22 protein-coding genes are annotated in these 22,836 nt (G+C 68.4%); 11 read left to right on the top strand and 11 right to left on the bottom strand.

Features of this window, described 5'->3' with window-relative positions; translation table 11 throughout:
* Window positions 1-84: 84 nt before the first annotated feature.
* From pstS to ABZX02_RS22420, 5 genes are read left to right on the top strand one after another with little or no spacing between them, the layout of a single operon-like run.
* On the top strand, window positions 85-1,197 hold the full coding sequence (pstS, locus tag ABZX02_RS22440; RefSeq protein WP_355300497.1) for a phosphate ABC transporter substrate-binding protein PstS: 1,113 nt from the start codon (window positions 85-87) through the stop codon (window positions 1,195-1,197).
* 33 nt (window positions 1,198-1,230) lie between these two features.
* Window positions 1,231-2,295, top strand: a complete 1,065-nt coding sequence (pstC, locus tag ABZX02_RS22435) for a phosphate ABC transporter permease subunit PstC (protein WP_355300496.1) — start codon at window positions 1,231-1,233, stop codon at window positions 2,293-2,295.
* Window positions 2,292-3,206 carry a phosphate ABC transporter permease PstA gene (gene pstA / locus ABZX02_RS22430; protein ID WP_355300495.1) on the top strand — a complete coding sequence of 305 codons (915 nt, stop codon included), beginning with the start codon at window positions 2,292-2,294 and terminating at the stop codon, window positions 3,204-3,206. Before pstC ends, pstA begins: the two co-directional genes overlap by 4 nt.
* A gap of 10 nt (window positions 3,207-3,216) precedes the next feature.
* A complete protein-coding gene (gene pstB / locus ABZX02_RS22425) occupies window positions 3,217-3,993 on the top strand; it encodes a phosphate ABC transporter ATP-binding protein PstB (protein WP_355300494.1) in 777 nt (258 codons plus the stop codon).
* A 28-nt stretch (window positions 3,994-4,021) separates the two neighbouring features.
* Window positions 4,022-5,182: a hypothetical protein gene (locus ABZX02_RS22420; protein ID WP_355300493.1), complete on the top strand. Its 1,161-nt coding sequence runs from the start codon at window positions 4,022-4,024 to the stop codon at window positions 5,180-5,182.
* A gap of 12 nt (window positions 5,183-5,194) precedes the next feature.
* On the opposite strand, the gene phoU is transcribed toward ABZX02_RS22420, so the two are convergent.
* The 6 genes from phoU to ABZX02_RS22390 all read right to left on the bottom strand — a co-directional run bounded on the left by phoU (window position 5,195) and on the right by ABZX02_RS22390 (window position 12,313).
* Window positions 5,195-5,860 (bottom strand): phosphate signaling complex protein PhoU, encoded by a 666-nt coding sequence (gene phoU, locus ABZX02_RS22415; RefSeq protein WP_355300492.1) that lies wholly within the window; start codon window positions 5,858-5,860, stop codon window positions 5,195-5,197.
* A gap of 72 nt (window positions 5,861-5,932) precedes the next feature.
* Window positions 5,933-8,896, bottom strand: coding sequence for an LCP family protein (locus tag ABZX02_RS22410; RefSeq protein ID WP_355300491.1), 2,964 nt, complete (start codon window positions 8,894-8,896; stop codon window positions 5,933-5,935).
* 298 nt (window positions 8,897-9,194) lie between these two features.
* Window positions 9,195-10,034 (bottom strand): GGDEF domain-containing protein, encoded by an 840-nt coding sequence (locus ABZX02_RS22405; protein WP_355300490.1) that lies wholly within the window; start codon window positions 10,032-10,034, stop codon window positions 9,195-9,197.
* Window positions 10,035-10,175: 141 nt separating this feature from the next.
* Entirely contained in the window at window positions 10,176-10,628 is a 453-nt protein-coding gene (locus ABZX02_RS22400; protein WP_355300489.1) for a hypothetical protein, read from the bottom strand.
* A complete protein-coding gene (gene dusB / locus ABZX02_RS22395; RefSeq protein WP_355300617.1) occupies window positions 10,621-11,754 on the bottom strand; it encodes a tRNA dihydrouridine synthase DusB in 1,134 nt (377 codons plus the stop codon). The genes ABZX02_RS22400 and dusB overlap by 8 nt, the downstream gene beginning before the upstream one ends.
* A 1-nt stretch (window position 11,755) precedes the next feature.
* Window positions 11,756-12,313 (bottom strand): O-acetyl-ADP-ribose deacetylase, encoded by a 558-nt coding sequence (locus tag ABZX02_RS22390; RefSeq protein WP_355300488.1) that lies wholly within the window; start codon window positions 12,311-12,313, stop codon window positions 11,756-11,758.
* Between the two features lie 123 nt (window positions 12,314-12,436).
* On the opposite strand from ABZX02_RS22390, the gene ABZX02_RS22385 reads away from it, so the two are divergent.
* Entirely contained in the window at window positions 12,437-13,117 is a 681-nt protein-coding gene (locus ABZX02_RS22385; protein ID WP_355300487.1) for a DUF4241 domain-containing protein, read from the top strand.
* Here ABZX02_RS22385 and ABZX02_RS22380 read toward each other — a convergent pair.
* Window positions 13,114-13,662, bottom strand: coding sequence for a superoxide dismutase (locus tag ABZX02_RS22380; protein ID WP_355300486.1), 549 nt, complete (start codon window positions 13,660-13,662; stop codon window positions 13,114-13,116). The two genes, ABZX02_RS22385 and ABZX02_RS22380, sit on opposite strands and share 4 nt — an antisense overlap.
* A gap of 80 nt (window positions 13,663-13,742) precedes the next feature.
* Between ABZX02_RS22380 and ABZX02_RS22375 the strand changes: the two genes are divergently transcribed.
* Window positions 13,743-14,219 carry a DUF6328 family protein gene (locus ABZX02_RS22375; protein ID WP_355300485.1) on the top strand — a complete coding sequence of 159 codons (477 nt, stop codon included), beginning with the start codon at window positions 13,743-13,745 and terminating at the stop codon, window positions 14,217-14,219.
* On the opposite strand, the gene ABZX02_RS22370 is transcribed toward ABZX02_RS22375, so the two are convergent.
* Window positions 14,184-14,879 carry a hypothetical protein gene (locus ABZX02_RS22370; protein WP_355300484.1) on the bottom strand — a complete coding sequence of 232 codons (696 nt, stop codon included), beginning with the start codon at window positions 14,877-14,879 and terminating at the stop codon, window positions 14,184-14,186. The genes ABZX02_RS22375 and ABZX02_RS22370 overlap by 36 nt on opposite strands.
* A gap of 158 nt (window positions 14,880-15,037) precedes the next feature.
* Here ABZX02_RS22370 and ABZX02_RS22365 point away from each other — a divergent pair, with 158 nt between their 5' ends.
* Both ABZX02_RS22365 and ABZX02_RS22360 read left to right on the top strand, forming a co-directional pair.
* Window positions 15,038-15,205: a hypothetical protein gene (locus ABZX02_RS22365; protein WP_355300483.1), complete on the top strand. Its 168-nt coding sequence runs from the start codon at window positions 15,038-15,040 to the stop codon at window positions 15,203-15,205.
* Window positions 15,193-15,999 (top strand): NAD(P)-dependent alcohol dehydrogenase, encoded by an 807-nt coding sequence (locus tag ABZX02_RS22360; protein WP_355300482.1) that lies wholly within the window; start codon window positions 15,193-15,195, stop codon window positions 15,997-15,999. The genes ABZX02_RS22365 and ABZX02_RS22360 overlap by 13 nt, the downstream gene beginning before the upstream one ends.
* Here ABZX02_RS22360 and ABZX02_RS22355 read toward each other — a convergent pair.
* Window positions 15,983-17,074 (bottom strand): serine hydrolase domain-containing protein, encoded by a 1,092-nt coding sequence (locus ABZX02_RS22355; RefSeq protein WP_355300481.1) that lies wholly within the window; start codon window positions 17,072-17,074, stop codon window positions 15,983-15,985. The two genes, ABZX02_RS22360 and ABZX02_RS22355, sit on opposite strands and share 17 nt — an antisense overlap.
* A gap of 188 nt (window positions 17,075-17,262) precedes the next feature.
* On the opposite strand from ABZX02_RS22355, the gene ABZX02_RS22350 reads away from it, so the two are divergent.
* The gene (locus ABZX02_RS22350; protein WP_355300480.1) at window positions 17,263-18,711 is read left to right on the top strand and encodes an MDR family MFS transporter; all 1,449 of its coding nucleotides are present in this window, start codon (window positions 17,263-17,265) and stop codon (window positions 18,709-18,711) included.
* A 419-nt stretch (window positions 18,712-19,130) separates the two neighbouring features.
* On the opposite strand, the gene ABZX02_RS22345 is transcribed toward ABZX02_RS22350, so the two are convergent.
* On the bottom strand, window positions 19,131-19,862 hold the full coding sequence (locus tag ABZX02_RS22345) for a hypothetical protein (RefSeq protein ID WP_355300479.1): 732 nt from the start codon (window positions 19,860-19,862) through the stop codon (window positions 19,131-19,133).
* Window positions 19,863-20,146: 284 nt separating this feature from the next.
* Between ABZX02_RS22345 and ABZX02_RS22340 the strand changes: the two genes are divergently transcribed.
* Window positions 20,147-20,902, top strand: a complete 756-nt coding sequence (locus ABZX02_RS22340; protein WP_355300478.1) for a class I SAM-dependent methyltransferase — start codon at window positions 20,147-20,149, stop codon at window positions 20,900-20,902.
* 758 nt (window positions 20,903-21,660) lie between these two features.
* Here the strand turns inward: ABZX02_RS22340 and ABZX02_RS22335 are convergent.
* Window positions 21,661-21,831: a hypothetical protein gene (locus tag ABZX02_RS22335; protein WP_355300477.1), complete on the bottom strand. Its 171-nt coding sequence runs from the start codon at window positions 21,829-21,831 to the stop codon at window positions 21,661-21,663.
* Between the last annotated feature and the right edge of the window lie 1,005 nt (window positions 21,832-22,836).

The raw sequence follows: 22,836 nt of genomic DNA, 5'->3' as shown, positions 1-22,836 counted from the left end.
GTGGGTTGTCCACTCTGGCTACCTACCTTCCACAGCAAGCGGCGACGCCCGTCGCGACTCGCTTCCGCAAGGTGGAGGACCAAGGTGAAGATCCAGCGGCACGGTGCCGTGCTCGGCCTCGTCGCGGCCAGCGCGCTGCTGCTCGGTGCATGTGGCAGCGACAACAACACGGCGGCGGGTGGCAACAACCCCGCGTCGAACGCTGCCTCCGCTCCCGTCGAGTGCGGTGGCAAGACCAACCTCAACGCCGAAGGTTCTTCCGCGCAGAAGAACGCGGTCGACGCGTTCGTGCAGGCCTACCAGGCCGCCTGCCCCGGTGTGAACGTGGCGTACAACCCCTCCGGCTCCGGCGCGGGCGTGAAGAACTTCAACGCCGGCCAGGTCGACTTCGGTGGTTCGGACTCCGCGCTCAAGGAAGGCGCCGAGACCGAGGCCGCCGCCAAGCGCTGCCAGAGCAACCCGGCGTGGAACCTCCCGCTGGTGTTCGGCCCCGTCGCCATCGGCTACAAGGTGTCCGGTGTGGACAGCCTCGTGCTGGACGCCAAGACCACCGCCGCGATCTTCTCCGGTGCGGTCAAGAAGTGGAACGACCCGGCCATCAAGGCGCTGAATGGCGCAGCGAGCCTGCCGGACAAGGACATCGCGGTCATCTACCGCTCGGACGAGTCGGGCACCACCGACAACTTCCAGAAGTACCTCAAGGTCGCCGGTGGCTGGACCAAGGGTGACGGCAAGCAGTTCAAGGGCGGTGTCGGCGAGGGCAAGGAGAAGTCCGCCGGTGTCGCGCAGGCCGTCGGCTCCATCGACGGTGCGATCACCTACGTCGAGTGGTCCTTCGCGCAGGACAACAAGCTCTCGATCGCCAAGATCGACTCTGGTGCCGGTGCCGTCGACCTGACCGCCGAGTCGGCCGGCAAGGCGATCGACGAGGCCAAGATCAAGGGTCAGGGCAACGACCTGGTCCTCGACCTCGACTCGATCTACGGCTCCAAGGCCGCCGGTGCGTACCCGCTGCTGCTCGCGACCTACGAGATCGTGTGCTCCAAGGGCTACGACGCCGACACCGCGAAGGCCGTCAAGGCGTTCCTGACCGTCGCCGCCACGACCGGCCAGGCGCAGCTCGCCGACGCGGGCTACGTGCCGCTGCCCAAGGCGTTCCAGGACAAGCTCCTGACCGCCGTGAAGGCGATCGCCTGAGGTTGATGCGAGACTTCGACCAACGCTGACGCGATGAACGATCCCGTCGTGGCCAAGCGCCCCGCCCGTCCCGGTGACACCGGGGCGGAGCGGGGCGTTGCGGCTGCTCACCACGCCTCGGAGGCTCCGATTCCCCCGACACCGGAAGCTCCAGAAACCACCAAGGCACCTCACGTCCGGCCGGGCGACCGCATCTTCCGCGGCCTGGCGACGGGATCTGGTGTCTTCATCGTCGTCCTCATCGGCGCGATCGGCCTGTTCCTGATCCTGCAGGCCATCCCGTCGCTCGGACTGGACAACGTCAACTTCCTGACCAGTCGCGAGTGGAACACGACGGACCCGTCGAACCTGCGGTTCGGCATCCTCGACCTGCTGCTGGTCACGGTCGTGGTCGCGGTGCTCGCCCTGCTGATCGCCATGCCGATCGCGCTGGGCATCGCCCTGTTCCTCACGCAGTACGCCCCGCGCAACCTCGCCCGGCCGTTCGCGTACGTCGTGGACCTGCTCGCCGCGGTGCCCTCGATCGTCTTCGGCCTGTGGGGCCTGTTCGTGCTCGGCCCGGTGCTCTTCCCGTTCTCGGAGTGGCTGATCGAGAACCTCGGCTGGATCCCGTTCTTCGCCAAGGGCAACGTGAACGTGCAGCTCGGCGGCACCATCTTCACCGCGGGCATCGTCGTCGCGGTGATGATCCTGCCGATCATCACGGCCGTCAGCCGCGAGGTCTTCGAGCGCACGCCCACGATGCACATCGAGGGCGCGATCGCGCTCGGCGCGACCAAGTGGGAGGTCGTCCGCACGACCGTCCTGCCGTTCGGCAAGGCCGGTTACGTCAGCGCCTCGATGCTCGGCCTCGGCCGCGCGCTGGGTGAGACCATCGCCGTCGCCATCATCCTGAGCACCGCGACCGCCTCGTTCGGCTGGTCGCTCTTCGACGGCGGCTCGACGTTCGCCTCGAAGATCGCGCTGGCCGCGCCGGAGTTCAACGACCCGCGTTCGGCCGGTGCCTACATCGCCGCCGGTCTGGTGCTGTTCGTGCTGACCTTCGTCGTGAACGCCATCGCGCGCTCGATCGTCGCCGGCCACAAGGAGTACGAGTGAGCACCAACCTCGCGGACCCCACGCGCCTCGCGACGCCGCCGACGTTCCAGAAGGTCAGCACCTCGCGCCAGATCAAGAACGGTCTCGCCACCGCACTCGTGTGGGGCGCGTTCCTGATCGCGATCATCCCGCTGGTGTGGGTGCTCTACACCGTGGTCCAGCGCGGCTTCCCGGTCATCCTCGACGGGGACTGGTGGCAGAAGTCGATGTCCGGTCTGCTGGCCCGCCAGCAGGGCGGCGGCGCCTACCACGCGATCTACGGAACGCTGGTCCAGGGCCTCGTCTGCGCCGTGATCTCGGTGCCGATCGGCATCATGGTCGCCATCTACCTCGTCGAGTACGGCGGCCGCTCGAAGCTCGCGAAGTCCACGACGTTCATGGTCGACATCCTCACCGGTGTCCCGTCGATCGTCGCGGCGCTGTTCGTCTACACGGTCTGGATCACGTACTTCGGCCTCGGCCGCAGCGCGCTCGCCGTGTCGCTCGCGCTGGTGCTGCTGATGGTGCCGGTCATCGTGCGCACGACCGAGGAGATGCTCAAGATCGTCCCGGACGAGCTCCGCGAGGCCTCGTACGCGCTCGGCATCCCGAAGTGGAAGACGATCGTCAAGATCGTCATCCCGACCGCGCTGTCCGGCATACTGACCGGCATCATGCTGGCCCTCGCCCGCGTCATGGGCGAGACCGCACCGGTGCTGGTGCTCGCGGCCTACGCGCCGTTCATCAACTACAACCTGTTCGACGGCCCGATGGCCTCGCTGCCGTTGATGATGGTGAACGAGCGCAACAACCCGACGCAGGCCGGTTTCGAGCGCATCTGGGGCGCGGCGATCACCCTCGTCGTCCTCATCACCCTGTTCAACCTCCTGGCGACCGTGATCTCGCGGGCGCTGGCGCCGAAGACGAAGTGAGCGGGCGGACATGGCCAAGCGACTCGACATCAAGGACCTGAACCTCTTCTACGGCAAGTTCCACGCCGTGGAGAACGTCTCGCTCGCGGTGCCGCCGAAGAACGTCACCGCGTTCATCGGCCCCTCCGGCTGCGGCAAGTCGACCGTGCTCCGGTCGCTCAACCGCATGCACGAGGTCGCCCCCGGCGCCCGCGTCGAGGGCAAGGTGCTGCTCGACGGCGAGGACATCTACGCGTCCACTGTGGACCCGGTCGAGGTGCGCCGCACCATCGGCATGGTGTTCCAGCGCCCCAACCCGTTCCCCACGATGTCCATTCGCGACAACGTGGTGGCGGGTCTGCGCCTCGCGGGGATGAAGGACAAGAAGAAGCTCGACGAGGTGGCGGAGCGCTCGCTGCGCGGCGCCAACCTCTGGAACGAGGTCAAGGACCGGCTCGACAAGCCGGGCGGCGGCCTCTCCGGTGGTCAGCAGCAGCGTCTGTGCATCGCGCGTGCCATCGCGGTGCAGCCCGACGTGCTGCTCATGGACGAGCCCTGCTCGGCCCTGGACCCGATCTCCACGCTGGCGATCGAGGACCTGATCACCGAGCTGAAGAAGGAGTACACGATCGTCATCGTGACCCACAACATGCAGCAGGCGGCGCGCGTCTCGGACCAGACCGCGTTCTTCAACCTGCTGGGTGTCGGTCAGCCGGGACAGCTGATCGAGGTGGACGACACGGAGAAGATCTTCTCCAACCCCGGCCAGAAGGCGACCGAGGACTACATCTCCGGCCGGTTCGGCTAAATCTGCCGGTTGGACTAAATTGCTCGGCGTGAGCCCGCAGAGCAAGTCGCGCAAGAAGAAGCAAGGCAAGGCACCCGGCCGCAGGCCCGAGCAGCAGTCCCCGTACGGGGCCCTGCTCGAGTCGGCGGCCGCTGTGCGTTCCGAGTCCTGGTTGCTCGCGGACGCGTGGGCCAGCGAGCTCTACGCGACGCTCTGGCTCGCCGGCTCCGGCACCGCCCCGCTGATCGACGCGCTGCAGGCGATGGACGACCCGGCGGCGCTCACCGCGTTGCGCGCGCTCGCCGGCGTGGGCTCGGAGGAGAGCCGCGTCGCCGCGTTCGCCGCCGCGGAAACCGTTGCGGCACGCGGAGTCGCCGAGCCGGACTGGTACGCCGCCGGTGCGGTGCCGGACTTCCGCGACGCCTTCCTCGTCACGAACCTGCTGGGCGACGTCGAGGTCATCGCGATCACCCAGGAACGCGCCGGTGTCGGCGAGACCGTGCTCTTCATGCGCCAGCCGGTGCTCGGCGCCACCGCGATCGAGCTGTTCTCGACGCCCGACGAGGGCACGGTCGCGTTGCTGGAGGACATGATCTCCTCGACGCCCGAGGCGTTCCGCGACGAGATCACCGCGTTGAGCGCCACCGACGTCTACGACCGCGTGTGGCCGGACATCGCCCAGTTCTGGGAGGACGGCCCGGACGAGGAGGCCGAGGAGGGCCTCATGGGCGACGAGGACGTGCGGCACCCGGTCCAGCTGATCGCACTCGCCGACGCCCGCGTGAGCGCGTTGGTGCCCAAGGAGTACGAGATCCCGACGATCAGTCCGGAAAGGACGGACGAGGTCGTGGAGGCGTTCCTCGCCTCGGCGCACGGGATCGCCGACGTCGAGGCCGCGCGGGCGTTCGCGCGGATCGTCGTGTCGGCCGCGGTGGAGCAGAACCGCGACCCCGTCGTGTACGGCCCGGCCTCGCTGACCGCCGTGCTGATCCTCAACGTGGCGGCACGGCTGCACGTGTCCGAGGAGGACCTCGCGCTGCTGCCCGAGATCGTGCGGGCGTGGGCGTACTTCACCGTGGACGCCCGGGACCTGCCGCGCGACGAGGCGCGGGCGACGTGGGACGAAGAACTGCCCACCGTGCTCGCCGAGTTCTCCGAGGCTTACGCCGATCCGGAGCTGGTCGCCGAACGCGATGGGCAGTTTCGCTGATTTCCGAAGGAGCTAGAGGTTCTCGTCGCCACCGTAGCCGGGCATCCGGCCGGTGACGACGAAGACCGTGCGCTTGGCGACCGACACGGCGTGGTCGCCGTAGCGCTCGTAGAAGCGGCCGAGCAGCGTCACGTCCACCGCGGCGGGAACGCCGTGCTGCCACTCCTTGTCCATGATCACGGAGAACAGGTGGCGGTGGATGTCGTCCATCGCGTCGTCCTCCTCCTCGAGGTTGCGCGCGCGGTCGACGTCCTTCGCGCGGATGATCTCCGCGGCCTCCTTCGCGAGCTTGACCGCGATCCGGCCCATCTCCTCGAAGTACGGCTTGACGTCCTCGGGCAGCGCCGACGCCGGGTGCCGGCGGCGCGCGGCCTTCGCCACGTGCAGGGCGAGGTCGCCCATGCGCTCGACGCTCTCGGCCGCGTGGATCACGGCGAGCACCGTGCGCAGGTCGGTCGCGACCGGCGCCTGCAACGCGAGCAGCGCGTACGACTGCTCCTCGATGCTGGAGCGGACGTCGTCGACCAACTGGTCACCGCTGATGACCTGCTCGGCCAGGCCGAGGTCGGCCTGCAGCAGTGCCGCGGTCGCGTTCTGCATCGCCTCGGCGACCATGCCGGTCATGTCGGCCAGTCGTTCGGCGAGCTCTTCTAGAGAGTCGTGGTAGGCCTCGCGCATGGCGCTCAGCCTACGTCCCGACCATCGCGGCAGCGACATGCCAGGATGAACCGGAGGTGAACCCCAGGCGAATCACTTCGCCGCGCAGGGGTCCTGGGCCGCGTTCACAATGGACAGATCACCGTTGGGCTGACCTTGGGGTTGTCCCTGGGCGGTGCCCTGGTTGCCCGCGGTCGGCGCCTTCACCTTGTCGTCGAAGTCCTTGCCGATCACCAACTGGATCGCGCCGCCCATCTCGGGCGCCTCGACCAGTTCCGCCGCGGTGAGGGCCGCCTTGAGCGTCACGGCCTTGTTCTCGTTGCCCTTGGCGTACTTGATGATCGTCTTCGGGGCCTGCTCGGGAGCGTTGTCCCGCTTGACGACCTTGAAACCCTGCTGCTCCAACGCGTTCGACGTCCTGGCGACGGCGCCGCCGTTCGACGAGTCCCCGTTGAGCACCTGGATGCTGACCTCCTTGGGGTCCACCAGGGTGCCGGGCTGCTGGGCCGGAGCCTCACCGTTCTTCGGGTCCGCCTTCTCCTGCGGGAGCGGCGTTCCGTCGATGATCGTCTGGAACAACGCCTTGACGTCGTCGGTCTTCAGACGCTCGATGTTGTCGTCCGGGATGTCGATCAGCTTGTTGTCGTCGGTCCAGTGCGGCATCGTCACGAACGACACGCGACCGGCCTCGAGGCTCTGCAACGAGTTCGCGAGCTCCAGCAGCGAGGCGACGTCGATGTTGTCGCCGACCGTGGACTTCGTGAGCGCGTTGATGAAGTTGTTGAGCTTGGTCGGGCTCAGCAGCACCTCGTTGGACAGCGCCTGGCGCAGCATCGCGGACAGGAAGCCCTGCTGCCGCTTGATGCGGTCGAAGTCCGTGCCGCCGTCGCCCTGGGCGAGGACCTTGCGGGCCCGCACGTACGACAGCGCCTGGTCGCCCTTGAGGACGTGCTTGCCGGGCTTGTCGATGACGACACCGAGCTCGTCGTCGACGATCTTGGTCGGCGTGCAGATTTCCACGCCGCCGATCGCCGTCGACATCTCGCGGAAGCCGACGAAGTCGATGCTCACGAAGTGGTTGATCTTGAGACCCGACAGCTGGGTCATCATGTTCGCGACGCACTCCGGCCCGCCGTCGTTGTAGACGGAGTTGGCCATGACGTCCTTCTCCGGCGCCAGCGGACCGCCGTACTGGCCGTTGTCCGGGTTCCAGCTCCGGCACGCGGGGCGGTCGACCCGCACGTCGCGCGGCAGCGACACGATGACCATGCGCTTCCGGTCCTTGGGGATGTGCGCGAGCATCAGGACGTCCGAGCGCGCACCACCCTCCTGCGCCTGCGTGCCGACGTTGTCGCCCGCCTTGGCGCCTGCTCGGGTGTCCGAGCCGACCAGCAGGAAGTTCTCGTCGCCGAGCTGCTTCTCGGCCTGCTGCACGGCCTCGGAGTTGCCGCCGAGCGCGTCGATCTTCTGGATCTTGGAGTCGGCCCACTGCATGGCGGCCCAGCCGATGCCCGTCGACGCGAACACCACGGCCGCGGCGGCGATCGCGCCGATCCTGGCCGTGCGCATCAACCTGCGCTGCTGGGGCGTGCGACCGACCGGACGGCGCTCGCCGTCCTCCTCGCTCACCACGACGGGCTCGGCGAACTGGGTCACCTCGTCGACGAGGTCTTCCTCGTCGCCGTCCTTGACCCACGGCATGAGCTTCGCGCGGCGTTCCTTGCGCTGGCGCTCCTGCTCGAGCAGTTCGTCGTGCACCGCGGAGAACCGCGCGAGGGTGTGGTCGACCTCGCGGCGCTTCTTCACGTCCTCGCCGATGGCCTCCATCTCGGTGGTGAGGCTCATCGGGTCCATGTCTTCGCGCTTCTCGACCTTGGCCACACCCGCCGCCGAGGCGATCTGGGTGGCCTCCGGGCCGGGCCCGTCGGTCTTCGGCTCGTCCACGGGCTCGCCGAGCCTGCTGGCGAGAGCACCGGGGACCGGTCGCGGACCGCTCGACTCCGCCCGCGGGGGCATCGGCCGGGGACCGCTCGACTCGGCGCGCGACGGCGGGCGGCGTTCCGGCCCCTCGCCGGGGGCGGGAGGACGCGGAATGCTGTTCGAGGACGGCGCGTCGCCTGGCAGGAGGCGACGCGGTGCGCCGGCCGCCGGGCCCTCCGGCGTTCCTCCCGGGGCGGGGGGACGCTGGGGGGCGCCCGGCTTGGGGCCTGCCTGCGGCTCGCCCGGTGCGGGCGGGCGCGGGATGCCGTTGGACGACGGCGCGTCGCCCGGCATCAGCCTGCGCGGCGGTGGCCCTTCCGGTGCCGGTCGCCGGATCGTGCCGTTCCCGAGGCCTGCCTCAGGCGCTCCACCGGGGGCGGGGCGTCGCGGGATGCCGTTCGCGGAGGGCACGTCGCCGGGAGGCATCCGCCGCGGGTCGCCGGGGGCCGGTGGGCGCGGGATGCCGTTGGACGACGGTGCGTCGCCCAGCATCGGCCTGCGCGGCGGTGCGCCGTTCTGGGGTGCGCCGTTCTGCGGTGCGCCGTTCTGGGGAGCCGGTCGCCGGATCGCGCCGTTCGGCTGTCCCGGCTGCTCACCGGGCGCGGGACGGCGCTGCATGCCCGTCGCGTCCGGGCGCGGCCGCTGGCCGGTCTGCTCGCCGGGCACGCGGTAGGCACCGCTCTGCTCCGGGTTCTGCGCGGGTCGCGGCCTGGGGCCGGTGTTCTCGCCCGGCACGGGACGCGGCCGTTCGGCGGGTGCCTCGGGCCGGTGCCGCCTGCCGGTCTGCTCACCGGTGAAGTTCTGCGGGGCGGCCTGCTCGGGCCGCGGGCGCGTGCCCGTCTGCTCACCTGGCCGGTGGGCGGCGGGCGGCTGCTGCCGCGGTGCCTGAGGAGGCTGCTGCGGGTGCGCCGGGGGATCAGACAGTGCACGCCTGCCGGTCGGCGCGGGTGGCTCGGGCAGGGCGCGCCTGCCTGTCGTGGATGCGTCGGGCGAGCCTGGCGGGACGGGTCGGGGGATGTTCGTCCTGCTGTGCTGCTCGATGAGGTCCGAGACGCTCAGGCCCCCAGAGCCTTCCATCGAGCGACGTCTGCGGCCGGTCGGCTGGTCGTGCTGGGGATCCTGATCACCACGGGAAGAGGGGCCGCCACGTCGGGGGTCGTCGGGCACCCAATCTCCCTTCTGGGTCAGAAGCAAAAGCGGTTCGTCATTACGAAGTGACGACGACCGGGACACAAGGGTTGCATCACCGGCGTGTCAGTTGCGCCCGCGATACTACGGATGTAGCCGACTTCTGACGACCACTCCGGGTGATACGGCTGCGATCTGTACGCGATTACGCGCAGTCCGCTTGCCCTGAACGGGTGAGCCAGGTCACTCAGTAGTAACCGAGAACACGTGTTTCCGTGATCGCACGCCTGCCCGCGGCAGCACCTGCGAGGCGAACCCGTCCGTCGGCACGGTACGCCACCGCGTTCCGTCCCGACTGCTTGGCCGTGTACAGGAGGCTGTCGGCGCGCAGCAGCTGTTGCTCGGCGCCCACGGGCGGGCGTTGCGGGGCCTCGGCCGCGGGCGGTTCGTAGGACAGGCCCGCGCTGACGGTCACGCGCAGCCCCGGCGCGACGTCCTGCCACGGGTGATGCTCGACACGTTCGCGGGCGGCCTCGGCGATCTCCACGGCGCGCGAGGCGTCGACCCTGGGCAGCACGAGCACGAACTCCTCGCCGCCGTAGCGGGCGCAGAAGGCGTCCTCCGGCAGGTCCTGCTGCAGCAGCTCGACCACGCGCTGCAGCACCCGGTCGCCCAGGAGGTGGCCGAAGGTGTCGTTGACCTGCTTGAACCAGTCCAGGTCGATCAGGGCGATGGCGAGCCCGTGCCGGCACGCTCCGTGCTCGGTCAGCAGGTCCATCAGCCGTTGGTCGAGGTAACGGCGGTTGTAGGAGTCGGTGAGGCTGTCGCGCAGGCTCTGCTCGCGGGCCTCGGCGTGCTCCCGGCGCAGCAGTTCGACCTCGCGGCGCAGCTGTTCCGGGACGTGCGGCTCCTCGACCTGGTCGGCGTGGACGAGGTCGAGCGCGGAACGCAGGTGCTGGTACGCCTGGCGCCACTGGCCGCGGGAGGCGAGCAACGTCGCGATGGACTCGTGCACCCCGGCCAGGCTGGGGCCTGGCCCATCGCCGGCGGGCTGGGTCTCTGCGGTCTCGGGTCGCAACGCGGTCATCGCGGTCACCTCCTTACTTGCCAGGTGTCGTCTCCAGAGAGGCGGCGCTTGAGCTAGAAGGACACGAGCGGGTGGGATTTCCCCCGTCCGGTTGACCGTCAGCTGCTCCGATCCAGTGAGCTTGGAAGATCAACAACCCGTTCAGCCACCGAGGCAGGGTGCGAACCCGTACACCTGGTCGTCCAGCAGCACGACGTGCTGGGATCCGATCTGGCTCCCGATGGCCTGGTCGTCCTTGCTGAGGGTGATGGTGACCGCGACGACGTAGACGTCACCGCGCGGGTGGGCCTTCTCGCCGGGCGGTGCCCAGTCGGCGTCCATGCGCAGCGTGGCCCACGTCGGCTCGACCTTGATGGTGGCGCCGCGCAGGTCGCACGTCTTCTGCCGGAAGTCTGGGTGCTGCGTGTCCTTCAGCAGCCTGGCCTGCTGCGACGCGCCCTCGTCGCCCGCCTTGTTGACGCGGGCGTAGTAGTCCTTGAACTTGGCCCGGTCGTCGTCGCTCAGGCTCACCGGCTTCGCCGTGCCCGCGATCGGACCACCGCAGCCCGCGAGGAGTGCGAGCCCGGCCAGCAGAACCGCGATCCGCTCAGCCACCGGAGTGCATCACGTCCGCGCCGGACGGCACCGTGGCGTCCTCGGGGTCGTCCAGCCACCCCTCGGGCAGCACGACTTTCGCCGACGACCCCTGCCGCCCGCGCGGCCCCTCGGCGTTCGTGGGGAACGGCACGGTCCCGTCGAGCGTGCCGATGAGGTCGTCCAGCTCCTGCAGGCTCGACACCATCGCGAACGCCCGGCGCGTGTCGCCGCCGACCGGGAAGCCGTGCCAGTACCAGGCCATGTGCTTGCGCAGGTCGCGCAGCCCCTTGTGCTCACCGTCGTGGGCCGCGAGCAGCTGGGCGTGCCGGCGCAGGACCTCGGCGACCTCACCGAGGTTCGGCCCCTCCGGGACGGGTTCGCCCCGGAACGCCGCCTGCAGGTCCCGGAAGAGCCACGGCCGGCCAAGACACCCGCGCCCGACGACCACCCCGTCGCACCCGGTCTCGGCGACCATGTCGAGCGCGTCCTGGGCGCTGAAGATGTCGCCGTTGCCAAGCACCGGAATGCCCGTCACGGCCTCCTTGAGCCGCGCGATGGCCGTCCAGTCCGCCTTGCCGGAGTACCGCTGCGACGCCGTGCGCGCGTGCAGTGCCACGGCCTGTGCGCCCTCGTCGGCCGCGATACGTCCGGCGTCGAGGTACGTCAGGTGGTCGTCGTCGATGCCGATGCGGAACTTGACGGTGACCGGCATGTCCCCGGCGTTGCGGACGGCGGCCCGCACGATCTGCCGGAACAGCTCGCGCTTGTACGGCAGCGCGGCGCCACCGCCCTTGCGCGTCACCTTGGGCACCGGGCAGCCGAAGTTCATGTCCATGTGGTCGGCGAGGTTCTCGTCCACGATCATCTTCGTGGCCTCGCCGACGTTCTTGGGGTCCACGCCGTAGAGCTGCATCGACCGGGGGCTCTCGCCCTCGTCGAACGTGATCATGTGCATGGTCATGGGGTCGCGCTCGACCAGGGCACGCGCGGTGATCATCTCGCAGACGTAGAGCCCGGCCCCGTACTGACGGCACAGCTGCCGGAACGCCACGTTGGTGATACCGGCCATGGGGGCCAGCACCACGGGCGGGTCGACGGCGAACGGGCCGATCTTCAGCGTGGAGGGAACGGACACGGTGACCAGGTTACGGCACTGACCTGCCGTGATCTTCACCGCGAGTGACCGCCTGGGCGTCGTCGCCGAGACCTCGGTCACACGCCTGCACGAGCAGGTCGTACGTCTCCTGGTCGAACGCCACCAGCCGGATCTCGTCGACGAGCGGCGCCGACCGGACGGCCCGCACCGCGAGCCGCGCGGCTCGTTCGGCGGGGAAGCCGTAGACCCCGGTCGCGATGGCGGGGAAGGCGATGCTCCGGGCTCCCAGTGCCGCGGCCAACCGCAGGGACTCGACGTAGCAGCTCGTCAGCACCTCGTCCTCGCCGTGCCCGCCGCCCTCCCAGACCGGCCCGACGGTGTGGATCACGTGCTTGACCGGCGCGAGGTCGAACGCGGGAGTGGCGACAGCCCTGCCCGGCTCGCACGGCGCGAGCCTCGCCCCGGCCTCCGCGAGCCCCGGCCCGGCCGCCCGGTGGACCGCCCCGTCGACCCCGCCGCCACCGAGCAACGACTCGTTCGCCGCCGTGACGATGATGTCGACTTGCTGTCGAGTGATGTCGCCACGCACCGCCGTGATCGTCCCCATGCTGACCAGCGTGGCAGCGGATTCGTTGCCGTGTCCGGGATCTTCACTCACCCCGAACACCCCCGGTGCCCCGATCGGGTGTCAGGGGCTTCTGCCAACATGCAGGGGGAGGTGGCCTAGCTCATGGGGGCGGTTGCACTGATCAGATCCGGGTTCGAGCGGTTCTTCGTCGACGGGCCGGTGGGCACGTCGACAGGTGGCGGCGAACAGCAGGTCATCAGCGTGCGGCAGGTGGGTGATCTGGCCCTGCCGACCGGCAGGCTGGTGGCGGCGGACCCGTTCGTCGTGTGGCCGGAGGACGCGGAGGCGTTCACCGACACCGTCGAGCCGGGCACGTACCCGGTCTCGGTCTCGCTGGTCTCGTACATCGACGGCGACGGTCAGCCGGACGAGCGCCAGGGCTACCGCGTCGCGGCCGCCAAGGTGACGGTGCGCGACGAGCCCGCTTACTCGTGGCGACCGGCGGTCGTGCCCGGCGAGCACGTGCCGATGCTGCCGGTGATGCCGGAGTTCGGCTACGACGTGAAGTCGAGCACCGGCGCGTTCTTCGACCTCGCGGCCGCCTCGGCGCTCGACCGCCTCGTCAGCGACGACGAGGCGGGCAACTGCGAGCTGATCGACGCGCTCGGCGAGGTCGGCGGCGGCCGCGGCCCGGCCAACGTGACCGACGCGCGGTCCGGGCTGAACGTCGTGGCGTTCTCGACGGGCTGGGGTGACGGCGTCTACCCGACGTGGGTCGGCCGCAACACCGCGGGCGACCCGGTCGCGTTCGTCACGGATTTCTTTGTGATCAACAAGATCTAGAAGTCGACGTTCACGCACGCCAGGCGCGGCCCGGCGGTGCCCGCCTCGCCGGGCCTGGTGTGCGTGTGTTCGTTGTGCAGCACCACGGACTGCGCGTGCCGTTCGGTGAACTGCCAGTCCACAGTGGACTCGGTGAGCGCGAATCCGCGGTCGTCGGTGTGGACGTCGAGCCAGATCTCGTTGCGCGCGTTGGCGTACGCCGGGTCGACGGACGGCTGCACGGGATCCGGGACGTTCTGGAAGTGCGGCCCCGAGTCGGCCGGCAGCGCACCGCACTTCTTCACGTGCACGTGCGCGCCGTACGCGCGATTGGGCAACAATCCTTTCAGCACCAACAACACCGTGGTCCCGCCGCTGACGGTCGGCACCCCGACCACGGTGACCTTCGCGCCGACCGGCACCTTCGCCGCGTCGTGCGTGACAGCCTTGGCCGCAGCCCAGTAGTTTTCGAACTTCGCGGACGTGTGGGCGACCTTCGCGGGCTCCGCGTGCGCGGTCCCGGTGAACAGGAGCGCGGCGGCGACCGCGACAACGAGAGTCTTCATGGACTACGTGCTTAGTGCCAACGGACCAATGGCGCCATTTCTGGGTGTTTCAACTGATCAAACGTGGGTACGCGGGGTTGGTGAGCGAAGCCGAGGAATCCGACCAGCGCAGACTCGCGCGCAACCTCAACGAGCTGCTCCAGGAGCTCCGCGTGGCCCAGGCCGGCGTGCAGATCCTGTTCGGTTTCCTGCTCTCCATCGCCTTCACCGAGAAGTACGCCACCATGGGCGGGTACATCCGCGTCACCCACCTCGTCACGGTGCTGTGCGCGGCCGTGGCGGTCGCGTTCCTCACCGCACCCGCCGCGTGGCACCGCGTCCTGTTCCGGCAGGGCCGCCGCGAGCAGGTGGTCCGCTCCGGCAACACGTTCGCCCTGACCGGCCTCGCCTTCCTGGCGCTGGCGATGACCGGCACCGTCCTGCTGCTCGCCGAGATCATCCTCAGCGGCTGGCCCGCGGTGGTGGTCGGCGCCGTGGCGTTCGCCGTGTTCACCGGACTCTGGTTCGTGGTGCCGTTCGCCTCATCCCAGCGTGCTGAGGACAGCGAGCGCCCCTAGCCCGATCGCCACCGGCACCGCCGTCAGCACCGTCTTCCGCGCGGGCCGCGGCTGCGCGCGCAGCACCCGGACGCCCAACGGCACCAGCGCGACGCACAGACCGACCGCGCCGACGACAGAAACCACCTCGGTGCCCTTCAACACCCCGAGCGGCAGCAGTCCCATGCTCGCCAGTGCCACCGACCGCACCTTCCCGAGCACCCCGCCGCGATACGCCCCGAACGCCAGCACGAACCAGCCGAACATGATCGTGAAGGACAGGAAGCTGAACAGGTGCAGGTCGCCGTACCCGCGCGCGACCAGGTCCGTCGCCCGTTCGACGCCCAGGTTCCTGGTGGCGCTGAACGCCGCGTGGTCGACCCCGGCGTGGAACGTCCGCCCGAAGAGCCCGACCGTCACGAGCACCCCGCCCCAGGTCGCCCACCCAGGGCTCCGCACACCGATGCGCTGCGCCAGGTACGCCACAGCCGCCCACAGCACGACGGTGCCCGCGAGGAACGCGGTGTAGGCCGCGCCCACCAGCCCCGGATGATCCACGAAGGCCCTGATCTGGTCGGGGAAGAAGAAGTGGAACGGCGATCGCAACAGCGTGCCCGCCAGCACCAGCACCGGCCCGGCGACCAGCGCCACGCCACCGACCCACCCGTTCGGAAATCGCATGGTCCACACAGTGCCGACGCCGCCGCGACTTCGGATCGGCCCGAGGTCCGACTCCCTCCTCGGCCTGCAGTCCTAGACCCCTAGGTGGCACCCTGCTTTCTCCCTGATTCCCGCATCCTTTCCCCCACAACGACTCCCGCGCTCTCTACCGTCACCCCATGAGAGCCGCCGTGCACACGAGCTTCGGCCCGCCCGACGTCGTCCAGGTGGTCGAGAAGCCACTGCCGACCCTGCGCCCAGGTGACGTCCTGATCAGGGTCCACGCCACGACCGTGACGTCGGCCGAATGCGCCATGCGCCGCGGAGAACCGTTGTGGGCAGAGTGATCCTGGGCCTCCGTCGCCCAAGAGCAGCCCTGCGCACCCTGGGCCTCGAGGTCTCCGGCGTAGTCGACTCGGTGGGCTCCGCGGTGACCCGTTTCCGCCCCGGCGACGAGGTCTTCGGCTTCACGGGTTTCGCGGTGGGCGCCCACGCCGACTTCGTCCGCCTGCCCGCCACCGGTTCGCTGCTCCACAAGCCGGAAAGCCTGACGTTCGTCGAGGCCGCCGCAGCGGTGGACGGCGCCACCACAGCGTTGTTCTTCCTGCGGGACAAGGGCAAGGTCGGCCCAGGCGACCGAGTGCTGCTCAACGGCGCGTCCGGCAGCATCGGCACCTACGCCGTCCAACTGGCCAAACACCTGGGCGCCACCGTCACGGCGGTCTGCGGCCCGACGAACGTGGACCTGGTGAAGTCCCTGGGCGCCGACGAGGTGATCGACTACACCGAACGCGACTTCACCGAGGACGAGAACACCTACGACATCGTCTTCGACACGGTGACCAAGTCCTCGTTCGGCGCGTGCCGGCGCTCGCTGCGTCCCGGCGGCAAGTACCTCCCGACCACCGGCCTGGTGAACAGCTTCTGGGCGCTGTGGACGGCTTTCCGCAGCAAGGGCGTGATGGTCGGGATGTCGGTGAACAAGCGCGCGACCCTGCCGTTGATCAGCTCCCTGCTGGAGTCGGGGGAGCTGCGCGTCGTGGTCGACCGGGTGTACCCGTTGGCCGACATCGCCGCCGCCCACCGGTACGTCGACGCAGGTCACAAGCGCGGCAACGTCGTCGTCACCGTCGCGGACTGATCCGCCACGACACCGCGCCGTTGTGCAGGAAGCGCGCCCGTCCCTGGTCGTCGCCCACCAGCGAGTACACCTGGTGGCCGTCGCTGGTGGGCTCGACGGTGATGATCGAGTCTTGGCCGTGCCGCACGACCTCGACCTGTTTCGCCTGACCCCGGTCAGTGCGCGGCTGGAAGTCCAGCGCCGCCCGGCCGTCCTCCGCGGTCAGGGTGATGTCGAAGTAAGGGTTGCGGTAGGAGCCGCACATCCGTTCCGCTTCGATCGGACCGGGATTCGGCGTGGGTGTCGGCGGTGCCTCGGTGGTGACGTCCGGCAGCAGGTCCGTGAAGATCTCGTGCGCCAGGAGTTCGCTGTTCGAGCTATCGGTCAGCACGGCCACCGCGGTACCGGACGCGGGCACCACGCGCAGGTAGGCCTTCTGCCCCCGCACGACTCCGGTGTGACCGACCACGCCGTCCCGGTAGAGCATCCACCCGAGCCCCCACCCGACGACGCCGCTCCCGAAGTCGGGCACGTCCTCGAGTTGGGGCTCCCGCAACGGCGCCAGACTCGGGTCGTCGAGGTGCAGCCGGACGAATTCGAGCAGTTCACGGGCGTGCATGGCGAAGTCCGACGCACCGAGCGCCGTGCCGTGACCGATGTCGGTGACCACGGTCCGCAGACCGAGCGGCTCCACCAGACGTTCGCGCAGCAGGTCCCGGAACGGAGTGCCGCCGCACACCTCCACGAGCTTCGCGAGCACCGCGAACCCGCTGTTGGAGTATGAGAAGACGGTGCCGGGCGGAACGACGTGCTCCTCCGACGCGAGTGCAAGGCCGCCCATGTGCGTGAGGAGGTGGCGAGCAGTGAGGGACGGGTCGAACCCCGGCAGGTGCTCGTCGACCGGGTGGTCGAGGTCCAGCCGCCCCTCGTCCACCAATCGCTGTGCGAGCGTCGCCGTCCAGAGCTTGGTGATCGACCCCAGCCGGAACACGTCGGCGGGCACCCCGGCCGCCTCCTCCCGGATCACCCCGCCCGACAGCACCGCTACCTGGGCACTCGTCACGCCGTGCTTCGCGATGATCTCGCTCAACCCCATGCGGAAAAAACTTACGGGCGGCGATGTCGATTCGCGGTCTGCTCGTTCGACGCACAGGTAGACGGAAACCCGGATGAGACCACGACGCGGATGAGGGAGACTCGAAGCACCGATGAGTTCCTTCGACGCTGCAGGTCTTCTCCGGTGTCACGAAGAACCTGATGCCAGCAACCTAGTGAGGGCCTGACATGCCTGCCGCGATCCAAGAAAAGCCGACCGCACAAGCGGGCAAGACACCTCTCGTGGTGCGCCTGCTGGTGCTGGCGACGTTCGTCGTGATCCTCAACGAGACTTTGATGATCAACGCGATTCCACGCCTGATGGAGTCGATGCACGTGACCGAACAGGCCGCCCAGTGGGTCTCGACGGCCTTCATGCTCACCATGGCCGCCGTGATTCCCGTCACCGGCTGGTTCCTGCAGCGGGTCACCACCCGCCAGGGCTACGCGATCGCGATGGGCGTCTTCCTGGCCGGCACCGCCCTCTCCGCCGTCGCGCCGACGTTCACGATCCTGCTGCTCGGCCGCATCGTGCAGGCCGCCGGCACCGCCGTGATGATGCCGCTGCTGATGACCACGCTGATGACCGTCGTCCCGGAACAGGACCGCGGCAAGGTCATGGGCAACGTGACCCTGGCGATCTCGGTGGCCCCGGCCCTCGGCCCGGCCATCTCCGGCCTGATCCTGCAGCTGGGCTCGTGGCGCCTGCTGTTCGTGGCCGTCCTCCCGATCGCGGGCGCCGTCACGTACTTCGGCCTCCGCCAGCTCGACAACATCGGCGAACCGCAGGTCAGCACCCTCGACTGGGCTTCCGCGGCCATGGCGACGCTGGGCTTCGGCGGCCTGGTCTACGGCCTGAGCCTGTTCGGCGAAGGCGAGTCCAACCTGGGCCCGAGCATCGGCATCGTGATCGCGGGCGCCGCCACCATCGCGTTCTTCGTGCTCCGCCAGCTCAAGCTGCAGCGCACCGGCGCCCCGCTGATGGACCTGCGCACGCTCACGCACCGCACGTTCGCCCTGTCGCTGGCCCTGATGTGCATCGCGTTCCTCGCGATGATGGGCTCGATGATCCTGCTGCCGCTCTACCTGCAGAACCTGCGCGGCCTGACGCCCCTGGAGACCGGCCTGCTCCTCATGCCGGGCGGCCTGGCCATGGGCCTGCTCGGCCCGACCGTGGGCCGTCTCTACGACCGCCTGGGCAGCCGCCCGTTGATCGTTCCCGGCTCCATCGGCATCGTGGCCTCACTGGCGGGCTTCACCCAGGTCTCGATGACCATGCCGTACTGGCAGGTCCTGGCCCTGCACGCGTTGCTGATGGTCAGCCTCGCGGCCACGTTCACCCCGATCTTCACCCTGGGCATGGGCGCCCTGCCGCCGAACATGTACCCGCACGGCAGCTCGATCCTCGGCACGCTCCAGCAGGTGGCGGCGGCCCTGGGCACCGCGCTGGTCGTCACGGTGATGTCGGCCCGCTCCAGCTCCCTGGTGGCCGAGGGCGTGGCCGCCGCACCGGCACAGCTGAGCGGCATGAAGGTGGCGTTCGTGATCGCCGCGGTCCTGGCCGTGGGCACCATCGTCGCGGCCGCCATGCTCCCCAACCGCGCGAACAACACGTCCGGCGAAGTGATGGCGCACTGACAGACCGTTGGAATAGGTGAGGCCCCGGACATGTCCAGTCCGGGGCCTCGCTTGTCCGCCCAATTGCACACACCAGCGACGTTTAAGAGTCGGATCAGTCCTTAGGTCGCCGCGCTCTTCCGTTGAGCTACGGCCGCAAGGTCAGAGCGGCCAACGGGATTCGAACCCGTACCTCGGCGAGTCTTGTCCGGTCTCGGTAGATCTGGCGTTCGGCGGTAATGCTGAACCTGGAGCGAGAGTCTGAGGTTGATCCCGGTCTGCCTCTGCCGACTTGGGCTATCCCGGCCTGGTTGGTGCCGGGAGAGGGATTCGAACCCCCACTGTGGACCGAGTGTTTCAGGCTGACGTTTCAGCTTCAGCTTTCGCGCTCCCAGCGAGGGAACGCACCCCCGCGCTCCAGCGGGGGAGTCTGTGGGGCGTCAGCGGAACAGGTACGCGAACACCACGCCACCGACACGCTGGTCGGTGATCTCCATGTTGTTGGCTTCCTCCCGCGCGAACTTCACCGCGTGCTGCAGCTTCTCCACCCGGTCGACGAGCTCGTTGACCCGCCGGGCAGGCAGCGCGCCGGAGAACTTCACCGTGTTCCAGTACCCGACCGGCACGTCCTCGTAGTACACCTCGACCTGCGCCGGGTGCTTCTCCGTGGCCTCGGCCTTGACGTGGTTGCGCGGCACCTTCTTGGTGCGGATCGTCCGCACCTGCTCCGTGCGCCAGTAGTCCGCGGACTCGTCGAAGTTCCAGTCCTCGGCCGCGTCCAGCACCGGCAGCTTCTTCACGAACGTGTGCAGATCGGTGAGCTGCTTCTCGAGGAACAGCAGGTACGACACGGGTACGTCACGCAGCAACGTCTCCCCGTCCACCACCACGTCGGCCTTCGCGACGCAGTTGGCCCAGTCCTTCGTGGCCGTGACGTCGAACAGCCGGGTCATGACGGCCGCGGTCTTGCGCAGCACGTCCTCGGCCTTGATCTGCACGCGCGTGGACTCGGCCGGCAACACCTCGCCGTCCTCGTCCTTCGGCTGGTACGTCCGGGAGATGCCGGCCAGCAGCGCGGGCTTCTGCAGCCCGTGGTGCGCGTCGGTGAGGTCCCGAAGCGTGCCGCCCTTGACACTCTTCTCCACCGCGATGATCTGGTTCAGCTTCGTCATGCCGCACCCCCTTTGGTTCCCGGGCACAGTACTCAGAGGGAAGCGCCGCTCGCACGCGATTTCGCCAGGTCCCACCCACACCTCCCCAGCCTGGAACGCGGCCGGTGACACTGGGCAAAGCACTCGTTGCGCGCAGAAGTGGAATTGGTTATCGCGCTGACGGCTGCGTTCCCGCATGACCGAAATGCGGACGCGTTGCTCCGGCGAAAACCATTGGTGACCGACTTGCCCCGCTGATGTACTGACGTCCACCGCGAGTCTGCCGCGTGACGGAGGTAGAAGGTGTGAGCAGCTATAACGCGCTTGCCGAGGTGTACGAGTGGCTGATCTCAGATGCAAAGCTGTCTCCAGCCGAGTTCGCCGCGTCGTTCGACAATGTCCTCAGCCTTCTGCCGCCGAACGCTCACGTCCTCGATTGTTCGTGCGGGACCGGACAGCTGGCGGTCGGCCTCGCCGGTCGCGGCATGCACGTCGTCGCAACCGACGCCAGCGAAGCAATGGTTCGCCGGACCGCAGAGCTGTCCGAGGAGTTCAGGGCACCCGTCCGAACAGTGCGGGCGAACTGGCAAGAGCTGCCCAATCACTTCGATGACGACAGCTTCGACATGGTGTTCTGCGTCGGCAACTCACTGCACCACGCCGAGGGCGCGCAAGGCAGAATCACTGCTCTGGAGTCGATGTCACGGCTTCTACGCCGCGGCGGGCGCTTGGTACTCACCTCCCGCACCTGGGAACTCGTCAGGGCCAGAGGATCCCGGCTGGACATCAGCGACCGACTCGTCCGCCGGAACGGTCGCGATGCCGTAGTGATCTACCGCTGGGACATTGCGCCCAACTGGGAGGACGAGCACCACATCGAGATCGCGATCGCGCAAGTGGACCCGGCCGGGTCGGTTCTTGCCCGCTCGGAGTTGCTGTCGAGCTGGCCCTACCGATACGAAGAACTCGAAGCCGAGTTGCACCAGGTCGGACTCCAGACGGAAACGAGCACGTTCAACCTCGCTGCCGAGAACTACATGGTGGTGGCGAGCAAGGTGTAGGCAGGACCGCTGGCGCCTTGATGAGGCAGGACTGCTGCGGACCACATCCAGGACGGTCCGCCCGGTGCCGCAGCTTGAGAGTCAGCGGATAACGAGTGCCAAGGGCGTATCAGAGATCTTGAGATGCGAAACCCCCAGGCCTGTGACCTGGGGGTTTGGTGGGCCGCCAGGGACTCGAACCCTGAACCCGAAGAGTAAGAGCACTCGCTTGGCGTTGTTCGCTGATCTTCCTCGAAAGTGCTCACTACCTGCACGGATGCGGTCTTGATCTGAGCACTGTGGACAGTCGCTTCTCGACGTTTATCGACGTTTTACGAGACTAAAGCACATCATGATCTTGGCCCTTCGTGGCTGATGCGCCCCTGCCGACCAGTCTTGCGCCCTGGCACTTTGCTAGCCCGACCTAGTGATCTACTGCCAGTTTCCGACCGCTCAGCCGTGGACTTGATCGGTGGCAAGGCGGCGCAGCCGTCGCGGCAGCAGAACGAAGTGGAGCGAGACGGTCGGAGGCGGCTCAACTTAGGTGCGTCGCGTCATCAGCAGTACCTGATCTCGCCGATCGTGTCTATACACAGCAGCTGCCGGCCAGGGGAGTTTTAGCTGGTCAGAACGGATGTTACATGTCCGTACCAGCACAGTAGACTCGCTTCTGTTGCCAGTGACCCGTGGGTCCTGTATCCACCATGGGTGGGTGCCCGCATCGCGATGCGGGCAACAGTAGGCAAGCGGTGCCCTCGTTTGAAGGCACCGCCGCCTCGCTACCTGAACAGGTCGATGATCGGTCCGATCAACACGACGACCTGCAACAGGAGATTGAGGAGGGCGGTGGTCCGCTCGGGGCTCCACCCCCGGCTGGGCCGCCGTCCTTCAATCTGTCTCGACTCATCACCCGCCGGCTCGTCGCTCGGCGTGTGACTGGTGTTGGCCATTGGCCACCTCCACCGACTCGTCACAGCGAGACATGGATCTCGCAGCGAGCGGGACGTCGGCTTCCCTGCCCGATCGGAGCAGAGAAGCCTTGGGGTGGCTGAGCAACCAACATGGTTCCGCGACTGGCCGCCGCGGGTGCCCAAGACTGTATCCGGGAGACTCCGACACCGTCACTTCCGCGCTGTTGGCATTGCGATGACGGCTCTTGGTCGTGGCCAGCGACCAGTCTCGGCAGTCTGCTGTAGGCAGGACATACGTGCCCTGATCTGCCACGTTGACGCAGGTCATCGGCTTGCCACCGGCGCCATGCTGTGGCGTCTTGCCCATCCCAGTGCTTCTTCGATCTGGACAAGACCGCCTTCGCGAAGTCGAGCGTCTTCACACAGGTGGAAGCAAGCTGGGATCAGCTGTCGACTACTCATGGCACGGCGGTCCGTCTGCTAGTAGATCGGGCGGCGTGCCGTGCGGTCTAACGGCTGCCTGACAGTGCATGGAACGCAGCCGAAGCATGTCGAGCTCGGACGGGCCGTCGTTCTGCACCTGTGGAGTTGGCGCGTAGCGCCGCCCGGCCGACCGGCGCAGCGAAGCGGATGCCGGGAGCGCCGGGATGGATGTTGCTGTGGCGCCAGACCGCACGCGCCGCCAGTGGCGGCGCCTTGATCCTGTATAGCCAGATTCGGCAGCAACCGCAGGAGGTGGGGCCTACGCGGCGTCCGCCGCAGATCGCTGCAAGGTGTCGGTGTGACGTCTCGCGCGGCTTCGCTAGCCTGCAATGCTCTGGTCCGGCCAATCGATCATCAATGGGGGCGGCATCTCGTGCACCCATTGATGGGTGTGATGAGTCAAGCCATTTGCGAGTACTTACAACGCGGTGGGTCGTTGACCTCGCGAACTGTGGTTTCATCATGCGTGCACGCGTGCATCCAGATTGGTCTAGTCATCAGGATGGGTCGCGGCATCGTAGCCATAATGATCATCTCGACAGCTTTGATCAACAAGGGCGT

The organism is Lentzea sp. NPDC003310, assembly GCF_040610935.1.
GTDB lineage: Bacteria > Actinomycetota > Actinomycetes > Mycobacteriales > Pseudonocardiaceae > Lentzea.
The sequence above is the reverse complement of the archived record's forward strand: the minus strand, read 5'-3'. Positions and strand labels throughout refer to the sequence as shown.

Excerpts from the sequence above, each read along its gene's own strand:
- ABZX02_RS22365 (WP_355300483.1), top strand. The coding sequence starts at position 15,038 with ATGAGAGCCGCCGTGCACACGAGCTTCGGCCCGCCCGACGTCGTCCAG.
- ABZX02_RS22335 (WP_355300477.1), bottom strand. The coding sequence starts at position 21,831 with ATGGCCAACACCAGTCACACGCCGAGCGACGAGCCGGCGGGTGATGAG.
- pstB (WP_355300494.1), top strand. The coding sequence starts at position 3,217 with ATGGCCAAGCGACTCGACATCAAGGACCTGAACCTCTTCTACGGCAAG.
- ABZX02_RS22345 (WP_355300479.1), bottom strand. The coding sequence starts at position 19,862 with ATGACGAAGCTGAACCAGATCATCGCGGTGGAGAAGAGTGTCAAGGGC.
- ABZX02_RS22385 (WP_355300487.1), top strand. The coding sequence starts at position 12,437 with ATGGGGGCGGTTGCACTGATCAGATCCGGGTTCGAGCGGTTCTTCGTC.
- ABZX02_RS22410 (WP_355300491.1), bottom strand. The coding sequence starts at position 8,896 with ATGGAAGGCTCTGGGGGCCTGAGCGTCTCGGACCTCATCGAGCAGCAC.
- ABZX02_RS22405 (WP_355300490.1), bottom strand. The coding sequence starts at position 10,034 with ATGACCGCGTTGCGACCCGAGACCGCAGAGACCCAGCCCGCCGGCGAT.
- ABZX02_RS22350 (WP_355300480.1), top strand. The coding sequence starts at position 17,263 with ATGCCTGCCGCGATCCAAGAAAAGCCGACCGCACAAGCGGGCAAGACA.
- ABZX02_RS22380 (WP_355300486.1), bottom strand. The coding sequence starts at position 13,662 with ATGAAGACTCTCGTTGTCGCGGTCGCCGCCGCGCTCCTGTTCACCGGG.
- ABZX02_RS22390 (WP_355300488.1), bottom strand. The coding sequence starts at position 12,313 with ATGGGGACGATCACGGCGGTGCGTGGCGACATCACTCGACAGCAAGTC.
- ABZX02_RS22355 (WP_355300481.1), bottom strand. The coding sequence starts at position 17,074 with ATGGGGTTGAGCGAGATCATCGCGAAGCACGGCGTGACGAGTGCCCAG.
- ABZX02_RS22370 (WP_355300484.1), bottom strand. The coding sequence starts at position 14,879 with ATGCGATTTCCGAACGGGTGGGTCGGTGGCGTGGCGCTGGTCGCCGGG.
- pstC (WP_355300496.1), top strand. The coding sequence starts at position 1,231 with ATGAACGATCCCGTCGTGGCCAAGCGCCCCGCCCGTCCCGGTGACACC.
- phoU (WP_355300492.1), bottom strand. The coding sequence starts at position 5,860 with ATGCGCGAGGCCTACCACGACTCTCTAGAAGAGCTCGCCGAACGACTG.